We start from the raw sequence: 15716 nt of genomic DNA, 5'->3' as shown, positions 1-15716 counted from the left end.
TATGTGTTTTGCCAATAAATGCCAATCTTTACATAAAAAATATGAGATTTCACACACGTAAATGGGTAAAACCTGAAGACTTAAACCCTAACCATACCTTATTTGGAGGACAGCTACTAGCATGGATCGACGAAGAAGCAGCCTTATATACGATCATTCAGTTGGAAAATTCAAAAATAGTCACAAAGTATATGTCTGAAATCAACTTTATGGCTTCTGCCAAGCAAGGTGATATTATAGAAATTGGTATAGAAGTTATTAAGTTTGGTCGCTCATCTTTAACTATGAAATGTGAGGTTCGGAATAAAATGACTAGAGAAACCATACTCACTGTAGACAATATCATTATGGTTAACCTAGGTGATGATGGAAAACCAGCACCTCATGGTAAAACTGAAGTGGAGTTTGTAAGAGATAGGTTAGAGGAGTAACTATGTTGTTATTCCTGTAGTCAATTCATAAACCTCTAATTCAAAATAAGGGACGGCAGCTAAAGCATGATCGAAGATATCGGACATGATATACTCATAATTTTCCCAGCGTTTATCACTACTAAAACAGTAGATTTCTAAAGGCAATCCTTGTGGTGTTGGTGCTAACTGACGCGTCATAATGGTCATGTCTTTATTAATCGCTGAGTGATTTTCAATATAGGTTTGAATGTACTTTCTAAATACGCCTATGTTGGTAAAATTTCTACCGTTAATGAGTATAGACTTATCCACATTTTTTTCCTCATTAGATGCTCTTATAACAGTTTGTCCATGATTTAAATAATCACTGATCAGCTCTATTTTTTTCAATTTTTCTATCGACTGGTCATCTAAATATTTAACACTAGTCGCTTTTAAGATAATTGAACGCTTAATGCGTCTGCCACCAGACTGACTCATACCTCTCCAATTTTTAAAAGAATCAGATATTAATGCATACGTTGGAATTGTAGTTATTGTTTTATCAAAATTTTGGACCTTAACTGTTGCTAGATTGATCTCGATAACGTCACCATCTGCACCATATTTTTCAAAAGTAATCCAGTCACCAATGCGTACCATGTCATTTATCGATACCTGAATGCTAGCCACAAAACCAAGAATAGTATCTCTAAACACTAAGATAATCACTGCTGAGGCAGCTCCTAAAGTCGTAACGAACTTCCAAAATGAAATACCACTAATAATAGCAAAAGATGAAAATATACCAATGACCCATGCAAAAATCATGAAGACTTGAATATAGCTATCTATGGGTTTATCTTTAAAACGATCTAATGTTTTGAGATAATCTTTAATAGTATTTAAAACACTTCTAGCAATCCATAATGTCAGTATGATTCCAAATACTTTTGAACCCTTTTCTATAATGGTTTCTAGATAGTCAAAATCTGAAAAAATGATAGGAATAAATTCAATAGCGATTAATAGAGGGATAATATGGGCAATATTTCTTGGAACCTTATTCTTAACAAGAATGTTATCGAAATTTGTTTTAGATCTTACAGCAAAAGCATTAAACGCATTTACAAGAACCTTTCTAATAATATAATCAATGATGAATAATACAATCAATAAAGAGATACTAAGCACAAGCATATTTACATACTTTGCAGAAGTGTCATTTAATCCAATAGAGATTAAATAATCATAGATGAAGTGTCGAATATCCATCATAAGGCTTTATTTTTCAGATATTTTTTTTCAATATAAAACGTTCCAAAAGGAATGATAGAGGCCACTAATACAATTAGCAATGTTCTTGTTTTCCATTTAAGGTCTTGCCCAACCATAATGGCCAAAACGATGTAAGCTAGAAATAGTATTCCGTGAGGCATACCAAGTAATTTTACATACATTGGGTCATCGCCTAAATATTTTATTGGTGTTGCTACAAATAATAATAAAATGTAAGACACACCTTCTAAAAGTGCTATAATTCTGAAACTATTTAATAAAGATAACATTGCATTTTAATTTGTTGCAAAATTACCTCATGTGATACGAATAGCCTCAATATTTAGCTGTTTTTTTTAATCCACTTATCCTTTCTTATTAATTTGTAAAACTTGAAGAATTATTTTTTTTGATGGGGTTAAATTATCAAATTGATAAATTCAACTACAACGTTGTAGTGATTTTTGCCGATTATTCATTCATCCATTTTTTTTAACAACTTGTCGAAAATGCCAATAAAATCATGGTTTTTATCCACAAAAAATGCGAATAGTAGATTTTATTTTTAACTTTAAAAAGCTATTAATCGACAGAATTGTTCCGTTGATTTCCCAAAATTTACAATAAACACGTAAAAGTGCTCTGTTAAGTACAGTTTCATAATGTACTTTTCATGGTTATTTATGGTCTATATGTTTGGTATATAAACTAATTAGATAACTTAATAACCAACTCAAATGGAGAAAAAACTGTTTTTTCTATCGTCCCTAACCTTCCTGCTATTTATTAATCTAAATCTGTATTCACAAAACTCTGGAATCTTTGAAGCCTATGTCATAACCGATACAAATGGAGGTGGGAACTTTTATAATAATTTAGTTCCTTCAGGTGGTTTTAACGGTGCAAATTTTGGAGATTTTAACCCTAGTAACACGCTTATTTTAAGAGGTGGTCAAGCCAAAACATTTAAAAATGGGAGTCATAATGTTTTTAATAGTAGTCTGTTTTACCGAGTTTATCAAACAGGTTCTCCTTCTGGATCATTTATTGAAATCAATTTAAACTTTGACCAAAATTTAAGTAATCCTGGCGATCAACAATGGGATAATGTCCAAACTGGTAATCAGCAAAATATTGATTTGTTATCTGGCTTATCGACAGGGAATTATACCGTAGAGGTGTTTGTAAGGTCTCAAGTTGACACTAATAATGACAATCAAATCGATTTAGATAATTTTTGGAGTGACTTCGGAAATAACTTTAAAGCAACCTTTAATTTTTATGCAGATGCTGATAATGATGGCTTTGCTAGTGACGTAGATTGTGATGATACTAATCCTGCTATTAATCCTGGTGCTACAGAAGTATGTGATGGGATTGATAACAACTGTAATGGTGATGTTGATACGGCCGATAGCAATTTAGTCGATACTGAAGCGCCTACAGCAGTTTGTCAAGATCTTACGGTTGAATTAGATGTCTCTGGAAATGCAACAATAACTGCTGCAGACATTGATAATGGGTCTTCCGATAATTGTGGCTCTGTGACTTTAGGCCTAAGTCAAGATACCTTTAGCTGTGCTGATATTAATAGTGGAGGCCCTGGGATTTCAGAATTATTCATTTCAGAATATATTGAAGGATCATCTTCAAATAAATATATTGAAATCTATAATGGAACAGGTGCAGATGTAGATCTTTCAGATTATCAATTGCGCTTGTATTCTAATGGCAGCGGTTTACCATCAACAACAAATACCTTATCAGGAACATTAGCTAATGGTGATGTGATCGTCTATAGAAATTCTGGTGCAACACTTTATGGAGGCCCTACAACAGTACTTTCAGCTGTTAACTTTAATGGCGACGATGCTGTAGAACTTTATAAACTAAGTACTGGAAGTGCAGTTGATATTTTTGGTGAAATAGGTAATGATCCAGGTTCACAATGGACCGTTTCTGGTAATAACACACAAAATCAAACCTTGATTAGAAATCCAGAAGTACTAGCAGGTAACACAGTTAATAGTGCTGGTTTTCCAACCTTAGGTACAGAATGGACTGAAACAACTCAGGATGATATTTCAAACTTAGGAAGCCATACTGTGAATACGCCAAGTGCAGGGCTGGAAGTTACGCTAACTGTTACTGATAATGCTGGTAACCAATCTACATGTATAGCAACTATAACTGTTGTTGATCTTTTAGGACCAACACTAGACATAGCAAATTTACCTGATGTGGAAGAACAATGTGAAGTAACATCGTTAACAGCTCCAACAGCAACCGATAATTGTGGTGGAACAGTTACAGTAAATAATGATGCAACATTACCAATTACAACTCAAGGAACGACCATTATCACCTGGACTTATGAAGATGAAAACGGAAATACTTCAACACAAACACAAAACATTATAATTGATGATACCGAAGCGCCTACAGCAGTTTGTCAAGATATCTCAGTTGAATTAGATGCCTCAGGAAATGGGACAATTATACCTTCTCAAGTAGATAATGGATCTTCTGATAACTGCGGAAATGTAGCCCTAAGTTTAAGTCAAACAGCAGTTACATGTGCCGATATAGGTGGTGGATCTTCTGGATCTGGTATTACCGAACTTTTTATTTCAGAGTATGTTGAAGGTAGTTCAAATAATAAGTGTATAGAAATTTACAACGGTACAGGTGCATCAGTAGACCTTGATGCTGAAGGATACATTCTGATAAGATACACAAATGGAAGCTCAAGCGGAACAAATATTCCTCTAAGCGGAACGATAGCTGATGGTGATGTCCATGTAATATGTAATGGACAATCTTCCAATGCTATTTTAAGTATAGCCGACCAAACATCGGGATCGATAACATTCAATGGTGATGACGCTATGGTTTTATTTAAGGACGGAACGGCTATTGATATTTTTGGTCAGATTGGTAATGACCCAGGTTCACAATGGTCAGTCGGTGGGAATATGACAGCAAATAGAACCTTGATAAGAAATTCAGACGTACTTGTGGGCAATACCATTAATACTCCTGGTTTTCCAACGTTAGGAACAGAATGGACAGAATTTCCTGAAGATGATATCTCTAACTTGGGAAGTCATACAGTAGACACACCAAGTGCAGGACTGGAAGTAACGCTCACTGTTACTGATGATGCTGGTAACCAATCGACATGTATAGCGATCATAACTGTTGTTGATCTTTTAGGACCAACACCAGACATAGCAAATTTACCTGATGTGGAAGAACAATGTGAAGTAACGTCATTAACGGCTCCAACAGCAACCGATAATTGTGGTGGAACAGTTACAGTAAGTAATGATGCAACATTACCAATTACAACTCAAGGAACGACCATTGTCACCTGGACTTATGAAGATGAAAATGGTAACACTTCAACACAAACACAAAATATTATAATTGATGATACTGAAATGCCTACTGCTGTATGTCAAGATTTAACAGTTGAATTAGATGCCTCAGGAAATGCAACAATAACTGCTGCAGACATTGATAATGGGTCTTCCGATAATTGTGGCTCTGTGACTTTAAGCCTAAGTCAAGATACCTTTAGCTGTGCTGATATTAATAGTGGAGGCCCTGGGATTTCAGAATTATTCATTTCAGAATATATTGAAGGATCATCTTCAAATAAATACATTGAAATCTATAATGGAACAGGTGCAGATGTAGATCTTTCAGATTATCAATTGCGCTTGTATTCTAATGGAAGCGGTTTACCATCAACAACAAATACCTTATCAGGAACATTAGCTAATGGTGATGTGATCGTCTATAGAAATTCTGGTGCAACACTTTATGGAGGCCCTACAACAGTACTTTCAGCTGTTAACTTTAATGGCGACGATGCTGTAGAACTTTATAAACTAAGTACTGGAAGTGCAGTTGATATTTTTGGTGAAATAGGCAATGATCCAGGTTCTCAATGGACCGTTTCTGGTAATAACACACAAAATCAAACCTTGATTAGAAATCCAGAAGTATTAGCAGGTAACTCAGTTAATAGTGCTGGTTTTCCAACCTTAGGTACAGAATGGACTGAAACAACTCAGGATGATATTTCTAACTTAGGAAGTCATACAGTTAATAGTTCAGGAGGAGGAATAGAAGTCACTCTAATTGTTACTGATGATAGTGGAAATCAATCGACTTGCACAGCAACTGTAAACGTAATAGATAAATTGGCGCCTACTCCAGATGTGGCTGCGCTTGCCGACATCACTGCAGAATGCGAAATCACAAGTTTAGTAGTACCAACAGCAACTGATAATTGTGGTGGACTAGTGACAGTAAGCAATGACGCATCATTGCCAATTTCAACACAAGGCACGACTGTTGTCACATGGACTTATGAAGATGAGAATGGTAATACAGCTACACAAACTCAAAATGTAGTTATTAATGATGTCACAGACCCAGTTGCGGTTTGTCAAGATATTACTGTAAGCCTAGATGCCAATGGAATTGCATCGTGGTCTGCAGCAGATATTAATAATGGAAGCACAGATAATTGCGGGATATCATCTATTTCAGTTGACAATACAATTTTCGATTGTAATGATGTGCCTAAATTGGTGATTTCAGGCGTCATCGATGGCCCTTTAAGTGGTGGTGTTCCAAAAGCAGTAGAACTATATGTATTATCAGATATTGCTGATCTTTCAGAATTTGGAATTGGAACATCATTTAATGGCAATTCTTCCAATGGAGCAGATTTCACATTTCCTTCAACATCTGTTTCGGCAGGAACCTATATTTATGTGGCTTCGGAGACAACAGGCTTTGTGAATTTCTTTGGTTTTTCACCAGATTATACATCTGGAGCACTTGGCGTTAATGGTGATGATGCTTTTGAATTATTCCAAAACGGAACAGTAATCGATTCATTTGGAGAAATTGGTGTTGACGGAACTGGACAACCATGGGAATATTTAGATGGTTGGGCTTATCGTGTAAGTAATACAGGACCTGATGGAGATATATTTAATTTAAGTAACTGGACATTTAGTGGAACTAATGCTTTAGACGGTGAAACTGAAAATAATACAGCAACAACTCCATTCCCTGCAGGAGGATTTACAGCGAGCTCGGGATTAACATTTAATACGACTGTTGTTTTAACAGTGACAGATTCCAATGGGAATAGTAGCTCATGTACAGCTACAGTAACTGTTGAAGATAATAGTCTACCAGAAATCTCTTGTCCATCAGATGTTGTTGTCAATAATGATGTTGGTGAATGTGGTGCGATTGTTACATTTGTTGCTCCTGTAGGCACAGATAATTGTATTGGTGCAGCGACCACTCAAACTGCAGGCTTAGAATCAGGTTCTTTATTCCCGATAGGCACAACGACAAATACATTTGAAGTTACTGATAGCTTCGGAAATAGCGTAGAATGTAGTTTTACCGTAACCGTTGTAGATAATGAAGCGCCTAGTATTACTTGTCCATCTGATATTATAGTTAATAATGATGCAGGTGAATGTGGTGCTACTGTAACTTATGCAATTCCAACATCAGATAACTGTCCTGGTGCAACAATTACACAAACCGCTGGATTAGCTTCTGGAGATGTTTTCCCAATAGGAACGACAATAAATTCATTTACAATTTCGGATGCTTCTGGAAATTCGGTGTCATGTAGCTTTAATGTTACAGTTACTGATACTGAAGCACCAGTTATTACTTGTCCGTCAGATATTATTGTTGATAACGAATTAGGGCAATGTGGTGCAACAGTAGTTTACAATATTTCTGGAACAGATAACTGTACTAATGAAACACTGACCATGATTTCTGGATTAGCTTCTGGGGAATTTTTCCCAATTGGAACCACAAATATAGCTTATGAGCTTGTAGATGCCTCCGGCAATACTGTTTCATGTGCATTCACAATTACTGTAAATGATACGGAAGCTCCAACTATTAATTGTCCAAGTAATATTGTAGCGGTCAATGATCCAGGACAATGTTCGGCAATAGTGAACTACACAATAACTTCAGGAGATAACTGTCCGGGAGCGACTGTAACGCAAACTAGCGGATTGCCTTCTGGAGTGGCTTTCCCAATAGGAGTAACGACAAATACATTTGTTATTACTGATGCATCAGGAAATTCGCAATCCTGTAGTTTTGATGTTGTTGTTAATGATTCTGAAGCGCCAGCCATTGCTTGCCCTTCAGATATTTCGGTTGTAAATGACCCTAATTCTTGTGGTGCTGTGGTTGATTATAATATTACAGGTTCAGACAATTGCCCAGGCCTTAGTATTACTCAAATATCAGGATTGGCATCAGGAGACATATTTCCTGTAGGAATAACTACTAATAGCTTCGAAATCGTTGATGCCTCTGGCAATACAACAAGTTGTTCGTTTAATGTGATTGTAACCGATTCTGAAGCACCATCTATAACATGTCCTTCACCTATCATCGTGGATAATGATCCTGGATTATGTGGTGCAGCGGTGAATTATAGTGTAGATTTTTCAGATAACTGTCCGGGAGTTACTATAAATCAAACATCAGGATTTGCGTCAGGAGCATTATTTCCAATAGGAACAACGCTAAATACATTTATCGTCACCGATGCAGCTGGAAATACAAATACCTGCAGTTTTGAAGTCACTGTAAACGATAATGAAGTTCCTGTCATTGCTTGTCCGTCAGACATTCTTACAGGAAATGATATTGGTTCTTGTAGTGCTATTGTGACTTATGATATAACGAGTAGTGATAATTGTCCAGGAACTGTAATAACACAAATAGAAGGATTACCGTCAGGATCACAATTTCCTATAGGAGATACCACTAATAGGTTTCAAGTTACTGATGCTTCTGGAAATACAGCGATATGCTTTTTTATAATTACTGTAGAGGATACAGAATCACCTACACCTGGAGCTGCATTACCAGATATTATTGCGCAATGTGAAGCTACAATTGTACCACCAACTGCGCCAGATAATTGTAAGGGCACTGTAACTGGAACAACCAACGACCCAACAACGTATACTGAACAAGGTGTGTATGTCATCACATGGACGTTTGATGATGGTAATGGTAATACATCGCAACAATTACAAAATGTAATTATTGAAGATACAACGGCTCCTGATATGCCAATAATCAATGATTTTGTAGATCAGTGTTTTGCGGCAATTCCTGTTCCGACGACAACAGATAATTGTGCTGGACTCATTTTTGGTACGACGACAGACCCAACTAATTATACTGAACAAGGCATATATAATGTCAACTGGACGTTTGATGATGGCAATGGAAATAGTATTGTTGTGCCACAAACTGTGATTGTAGATGATACTGGTAATCCGATTCCAGATACTACTAATTTGCCTACACTAACTGCTGAATGTAGCTTAGATATTACTGATATTCCTACGGCATCAGATGATTGTCTCGGAACTATTCAGGGAACAACTACCGATGCATTATCGTATTCAGATCAAGGAACTTTTACAGTGACATGGACGTATGATGATGGTAATGGCAATGTAGTAACGCAAGCACAAACGGTAATCATAAATGACACCACTGCACCAGACGCTATTGTATTAGCTGATGTAGTTGAGCAGTGTGAAGCTAATATAATACCTCCAACGACCACCGATAATTGTGTAGGTTTAGTTACAGGTACAACATCTGATCCATTAGTTTACACAGAACAGGGTAATTATTTGATTATCTGGACTTTCGATGATGGTAACGGAAATAGTTTTAATGTATCTCAAAACGTTATTATTGATGATACTGAAGCTCCTATTCCTAATGATGCTAGTTTGCCAGATGTTATAGGCGAATGTGAGGCCATAGTTTTAGATATACCAGTGGCTACTGATAATTGTGAAGGCGCAGTTATAGGTCAAACGAATGATCCATTAACTTATACTGATCAAGGTACATATGTCATCACATGGAATTTTGATGATGGCAATGGAAATATATCGTCACAAACTCAAAATGTTATTGTTGAAGATACTACAGATCCAGTAATTACAGATTGTCCATCAGACATTACACTCTGTGGTGCTCAAGCTGTAATATGGGTTATGCCTTCAGCAACAGATAATTGTGATGTCACATTAACAAGTACTCATGAACCTGGAGATGTTTTTGATGTTGGAACCACTAAAGTTATATATACAGCAACAGATAATGCTGGAAATACAGCAATATGCAGTTTTGATGTTATTATTAATCCTGTTCCAATGATTACTATAGAGGAAACACCTCTTGATGGTTTCTGTCAAGGCTTAGGAGAATTAACGGTTGATATTTCTAATGCATCAGACTTTAGTCAGCCATTGTCTATTCAATGGTCTACAGGAAGTCAGGATGATTCGATTATAATTGATGATAATGATACTTATACGGTTACTGTAACTAGTGCATCTGGTTGCGTAGCAACAGCATCATATACCTCTAGTACTAATCCTGAAGATGTATTAAGCGGATATGTTCTTGTGGGTAAACGAGGCGTGAGATTATTTGGCAGTCGTGTGATTGGAGGAGGCGTAGGTGTTACCGATAATAATCGTACAGCGCAAGTGAGAGCCTTTAGTCAGGTGTATGGCTTTGTGAAATCTGATAATATTTTTATTGATTGGTTTAGTTATGTTCAGGATCCTATTTACAGTGATGCTGATATAACCTTACCAACATTCTATAACAATACAGCAAGTAGTTATTGTGGTGATGATATAACAGTTCAGCCTTATGATACAGTTGTATTAGATGAAGAAGTGTATGATGATGTCTATGTACGTTATGGAGGAACATTAATCATTGATTCACCTGAAGTCTACATTGATAAGTTTAAAACTGAATCTAATGTGACCATCATTTTCAATCAATCCTCTTCAGTGATGATTGATGAGCAAATGCGAATAGGTAAAAACAATACGATTAGTCGTAATGGGAATGGTGCTATATTCTATGTAGAAAAAGATGTTCGAATTGATAGAAGTGCTGATGTTGATGTTAATATTTATTCTAAACGAAGCATTAAAGTAAATCGATCAAATTTCTTTGACAGAACAAAAATGCGCGGATTATTTATTGCTTTGAAAAATATAGAATCGTCCTTCTTTGTAGATTGGTATCCATCAACAGGATGTGCTACAACACCAATTCCAGATGGACCACCTTCATGTTACAATTATCATAGAGATGTTGTAGAGACAGATCTAGAGATCGAAGAGGATGACGTTAAGCTTTATCCTGTACCTACAGTTGATGTTTTAAACATCGCTTTAGAAAGTCCAGTGGCTACCAAAGCGAGTTATTCGATTGCAAGTATGCGAGGAGAGGTTCCTATTCAAAGTGAATGGGATATCAACCAAGGACATAATGAGGTAAAAGTAGATGTAACGCGTCTATCAGATGGCCTTTATAACCTAATTATAAATATCAATGGAGAAACCATTAGCAAACAGTTTGTGGTGAAACGTGGTAAATAATTTATAGTAGTAAATGAAAATGAAAAGGCAGCTCACAATGAGCTGCCTTTTTTAATGCGATCTTAAACTATAAAAAAAGACTGTTGCTGGAAAACAACAGTCTTTTCATGGATCAATTAACCATAATTTTATAGGTCAAGTAATTATTCGTTTGAAGCCATCATTGCAAAAAACTTATCGATATTTGGTAAAATTACGATGCGAGTTCTACGGTTTTTGGCTCTATTTTCTTTAGTCTCATTATCTGTTAATGGCTGATAAAAACTACGTCCTGCAGCAATTAATTGCTCTGGTGCCACGTCGTAATCATTCTGTAATTTTTTAACAACAGATGTCGCTCTAAGTACACTTAAATCCCAGTTGTCTTTTACAGCAGCACTGTTTTTCATTAACTTGTTATCAGTATGTCCTTCGACCATAACGTCTAAGCTTTCTTCAGAGTTAATGACATTGGCGATTTTTTGTAAGATATCATTGGCCTTGTTGCTCACTTTATAGCTTCCAGAATTGAATAACATTTTATCTGAAATTGAGATCATTACTACAGTCTCTTCAATATTAACAGCAATGTCCTCGTCCTCTTCAATATTATCCATCGATTGCTTAAGATTGAATTGTAAGGCAAGATTCATAGAATCTTTTAATGTCTTTGCTGTCGCCATGTATGCAGGAGGCACATTTCTTAATGACTCGCGCATCGCTTCTTTTTGATTTTTGGAAACAACTACACCGTCTACCGAAACTAATTTAGCGTCGTTATCTTGAGTGAGTTCATTTATTTTAGAATTATAGCTATCTACACGTCTTTGAATTTTTTCAAATTGCATCTCTAATTCTTCTTTTTCGACTTTAGTTTTAGTCAATTCGCTTTTTAATTCTCCGTTATTTTGCTCTAAAGCGAGGTATTTCTTCTTAGAAACACAAGCGGTTAAAAATAAAGCTGACAGTACTATTACTGAAATTCGTTTCATAATTGTTATGTTTAAGTTTTTGGTTATGTGTATATCTACGAAGTAAAACCGATTACGGACTTTTCTACCACAGATTATTTATTAACCATTAATTGTTAACTACTGAAATTGGAGCCCTTAAAATTTTGTGAAATCCATTCACATCCTGACTTACTTTGATTAATTTTAAGGCATAATCACACGAAACTATCCAATTATGAAAAACGTATTGCTTTTTACATTGACATTACTCTTTTGTTTAATGCCAATGTCACACCAAGCACAGTCCAAAAGAAAAAAGAAAAAGAATCAAAAAACAGAAGTTGCTAAACCGGCTCCAAAGAAGAACAACGGAAAAATAAAACCTTATGATCAGGTCATCACCAAAGATGCCGTAACTGATGACGGCTTATTCAAAGTTCATAAAGTAGGAGAGAAGTACTTCTTTGAAATACCAAATGTACACCTCGGAAAAGACATGCTTTTAGTTAGTAGAATCGCGAAGCTACCAGCTAACTTAGGAGGCGGTTATATTAACGCAGGATCGAAAACAGGAGAACGCTTAGTCGCATGGGAACGTTTTGATAAAAAGATATTAATAAAAGAACGCTCGTATAATTCGGTAGCAGATGAAGAACTGCCTATCAGTATTTCTGTTAAGTCAAATAACTACGAGCCTACTTTATATGCTTTTGATATTGCAGCATTTAGTAAGGATTCATCAGCAGTTGTCGTCGATGTTACTAAGTTTTACAGTAGTGATGTTAAAGCCATTAGTGGTTTGCCTGGACGATTAAGAACTACCTATAAAGTAAGGAACTTAGATGGTTCACGTAGTTTCATTAATTCAATGAAAAGCTTTCCGCAAAATATAGAAGTTGTACAAGATATGACCTATAATGCGTCACAGCCACCTTCGGCACGTTCGGCAGAGACCATTAGCTTACAAATGAATCAATCTATGATTTTATTGCCTGAAGAGCCAATGCAACCTCGTTTTGCCGATGATCGTGTAGGTTGGTTTACATTTAGTCAAGTCGATTATGGTAGTGAGAAATTAAAAGCAGATACCAAAACTTATATTCGCAGGTGGCGATTAGAACCAAAAGACCCTTCAGCATACGCCAGAGGAGAACTTGTTGAGCCAGTGAAGCCAATTGTATATTACTTAGATCCAGCGACGCCTGAGAGTCTTAGAAAATATATCAAGGAAGGTATTGAATTATGGCAAGGTCCATTTGAGCAGGCAGGTTTTAAAAATGCCATAATTGCAAAATATCCACCAACAAAAGAGGAAGATCCAGATTTCAGTCCGGAAGATATACGCTACTCTGTTGTACGTTATGTGGCTAGTGAAACACGAAATGCAGTTGGACCAAGTGTGTCTGATCCAAGAAGTGGTGAAATCATAGAAAGTGATATCATATGGTATCACAACCATTTACGTTCGTACAGAAACCGTTATTTACTAGAGACAGGAGCTGCAAATCCTTCGGCGAGAACCTTAGATACACCTGCGGAGGAAATAGGAGAGATGATGAAAATGGTGATTGCTCATGAGGTTGGTCATGCACTTGGATTACCGCATAATATGAGTGCTAGTAAAGCTTATGATGTTGAGAGTTATAGAAATGGGGCGTTCACACAAGAATTTGGTATTGCTTCAACGATTATGGACTATGCACGTTATAATTATATCGCACAGCCTGGAGATCAAAATGTTCGATTTATTCGTCAAATTGGTCCTTATGACAACTACGCTATAAATTGGGGTTATCGTATGATTCCTGGTGCAAGCTCTCCAGAAGCCGAACGTAATATGTTGGATAAATGGATCATGGAAAAAGCTGGTGATCCTAGATATGTATACGGAAGACAAAGTAGCCGATTTGATCCTACATCTCAAACTGAAGATATTGGAAACGATGCCATCAAGGCTTCGGACTATGCCTTAAAGAATTTGAAGTATGTGTCTGAAAACTTACCACAATGGACGAGTAGTCAGACCAATGATTACGATGATTTACAGGAATTATATGGTGAATTATTAGGCTGCTATAATCGCTATATCGGTCACGTACTTAGTAATGTAGGTGGTGTTGAAGAGAATCTTATTACACCAAGACAAGGCGGTATTGCGTACAAAGCCGTTCCGAAGGCAAAACAACAAGCATCAATGCAATGGTTACACAAAAATGCCTTTGCAACACCAACATGGCTAGTAGATAAATCTATGCTGCAAAATATTGATTATGCAGGCTATACTGAGCGTTTACGTCGTTTGCAGAGTAGGTATGTTAATGGTTTATTGAGTTTTGACCGTTTGGGCCGACTTATCGATCATGAAACTTTAGACCCAACAAATTACAGCGCCTTATCCATGATGCAAGATCTAAGAAAAGGTATTTGGAGTGAAGCCAATATGACAAAAAACGTCGATGTATACCGTCGTAACCTGCAACGCGCTTATATAGATCGTATGGCGTATTTAATGACCGAGGATATGGATGCTCGATTTGGTTCAAAGGCTTTTAATGTATCCCAGTCTGATATTAGAGCTTTGGTACGTGGTGAATTAAATACCTTAAAGCGTCAGGTTGCCGCAGCTGGAAATAGAGGCGTGAATTTAGTAACCAAGTATCACTATAGAGATATTGTAAAACGTATCGAAGATATTTTAGATCCTAAGTAGAATAGGCGTCTTAACTCTTATTAAAGCACCTTTTTTGAATCACTTCAGAAAGGTGCTTTTTTATTGTCGGAACATTGAACTATATTTATGGAGCAAAGTTTTTAAAGACATCTCATGAGTATTTTTAACACTAAACGTATGGCAGCATTATCTAAAAAAGGCATTTTCAAATACATCACTTATGGTATAGGTGAGATTATCTTAGTCGTTATTGGTATTTTGATTGCCGTAAATATTAATAATAAAAACCAAGAGCGTAATGCCCAGAAGAAACTTCAAAGCTATCTGCAAGTCTATCAACAAGATTTGGAACAGGATACTTTAGTGGTCGGTCAGGTTTTAAAATACGTAGATGATAGAAAAGAATTCTTTAAACTATTTCTTAGTGATACGGTAACTGCTCAAACCTATCAAAAGAATTTAGAGGGTTTCGGACTCGTATTATCGTATTCGCCATTTAAACTTCAGAAGAAAGGGATTAATCTGTTGGAAAACTATGTCAATGATAATGAAACAGAGCAGGATACGCTTATTTCAAGAATATTGACCAATTATAGAGCTTTTGATAATTTATTAGTTGAAACTAATGAAAGGATAGGAGATGACATCGATAATAACCTACTGTATTTCAAGGAAAATGAACCTTGGATTGCAGATTTACTCATGGGCAGAATATCCAATCCAGATATGCTCACGTATTTCTTGAGTGATAGTTATAGAGCGCGATTAGCGATACATTCTACCTTGATCTACGGAAATTTAGAACCTATGTTAAAAGGACTTCAGAAGTACAACAAGGAAACTTTAGAGATGCTCAATAAACGATTGGAAGAATAAAAGGCCATTGAAGTGTAACAACATTCTGGTTTTAGGCTCTTATAAGTACAATCAA

At 36.2% G+C, this 15716-nt stretch carries 7 protein-coding genes; 4 read left to right on the top strand and 3 right to left on the bottom strand.

The genetic code is table 11. From position 1 onward, the window contains the following. Window positions 1–41: 41 nt before the first annotated feature. A complete protein-coding gene (locus KWG70_RS06595) occupies window positions 42–431 on the top strand; it encodes an acyl-CoA thioesterase (protein WP_230935205.1) in 390 nt (129 codons plus the stop codon). On the opposite strand, the gene KWG70_RS06590 is transcribed toward KWG70_RS06595, so the two are convergent. After that, window positions 432–1670 (bottom strand): mechanosensitive ion channel family protein, encoded by a 1239-nt coding sequence (locus KWG70_RS06590; RefSeq protein ID WP_230935204.1) that lies wholly within the window; start codon window positions 1668–1670, stop codon window positions 432–434. It lies immediately after the preceding gene. Next, window positions 1667–1960, bottom strand: coding sequence for a DUF3817 domain-containing protein (locus tag KWG70_RS06585; RefSeq protein ID WP_230935203.1), 294 nt, complete (start codon window positions 1958–1960; stop codon window positions 1667–1669). The genes KWG70_RS06590 and KWG70_RS06585 overlap by 4 nt, the downstream gene beginning before the upstream one ends. 447 nt (window positions 1961–2407) lie before the next feature. Here KWG70_RS06585 and KWG70_RS06580 point away from each other — a divergent pair, with 447 nt between their 5' ends. After that, window positions 2408–11182 (top strand): HYR domain-containing protein, encoded by an 8775-nt coding sequence (locus tag KWG70_RS06580; RefSeq protein ID WP_230935202.1) that lies wholly within the window; start codon window positions 2408–2410, stop codon window positions 11180–11182. 143 nt (window positions 11183–11325) lie between these two features. On the opposite strand, the gene KWG70_RS06575 is transcribed toward KWG70_RS06580, so the two are convergent. Beyond that, window positions 11326–12153: an OmpA/MotB family protein gene (locus KWG70_RS06575; RefSeq protein WP_230935201.1), complete on the bottom strand. Its 828-nt coding sequence runs from the start codon at window positions 12151–12153 to the stop codon at window positions 11326–11328. 196 nt (window positions 12154–12349) lie between these two features. Between KWG70_RS06575 and KWG70_RS06570 the strand changes: the two genes are divergently transcribed. Continuing rightward, window positions 12350–14824 (top strand): zinc-dependent metalloprotease, encoded by a 2475-nt coding sequence (locus KWG70_RS06570; RefSeq protein ID WP_230935200.1) that lies wholly within the window; start codon window positions 12350–12352, stop codon window positions 14822–14824. A gap of 114 nt (window positions 14825–14938) precedes the next feature. Further along, complete coding sequence (locus tag KWG70_RS06565) at window positions 14939–15661, top strand: DUF6090 family protein (protein WP_230935199.1); 723 nt, start codon at window positions 14939–14941, stop codon at window positions 15659–15661. Window positions 15662–15716: the final 55 nt, after the last annotated feature.

It is taken from the genome of Psychroserpens luteolus, assembly GCF_021032705.1.
Classification (GTDB): domain Bacteria; phylum Bacteroidota; class Bacteroidia; order Flavobacteriales; family Flavobacteriaceae; genus Psychroserpens; species Psychroserpens luteolus.
The sequence above is the reverse complement of the archived record's forward strand: the minus strand, read 5'-3'. Positions and strand labels throughout refer to the sequence as shown.

Bases quoted from the DNA above. Each gene is read 5' to 3' on its own strand.
- KWG70_RS06585 (WP_230935203.1), bottom strand. From the start codon at position 1,960: ATGTTATCTTTATTAAATAGTTTCAGAATTATAGCACTTTTAGAAGGT.
- KWG70_RS06570 (WP_230935200.1), top strand. From the start codon at position 12,350: ATGAAAAACGTATTGCTTTTTACATTGACATTACTCTTTTGTTTAATG.
- KWG70_RS06595 (WP_230935205.1), top strand. From the start codon at position 42: ATGAGATTTCACACACGTAAATGGGTAAAACCTGAAGACTTAAACCCT.
- KWG70_RS06580 (WP_230935202.1), top strand. From the start codon at position 2,408: ATGGAGAAAAAACTGTTTTTTCTATCGTCCCTAACCTTCCTGCTATTT.
- KWG70_RS06565 (WP_230935199.1), top strand. From the start codon at position 14,939: ATGAGTATTTTTAACACTAAACGTATGGCAGCATTATCTAAAAAAGGC.
- KWG70_RS06590 (WP_230935204.1), bottom strand. From the start codon at position 1,670: ATGATGGATATTCGACACTTCATCTATGATTATTTAATCTCTATTGGA.
- KWG70_RS06575 (WP_230935201.1), bottom strand. From the start codon at position 12,153: ATGAAACGAATTTCAGTAATAGTACTGTCAGCTTTATTTTTAACCGCT.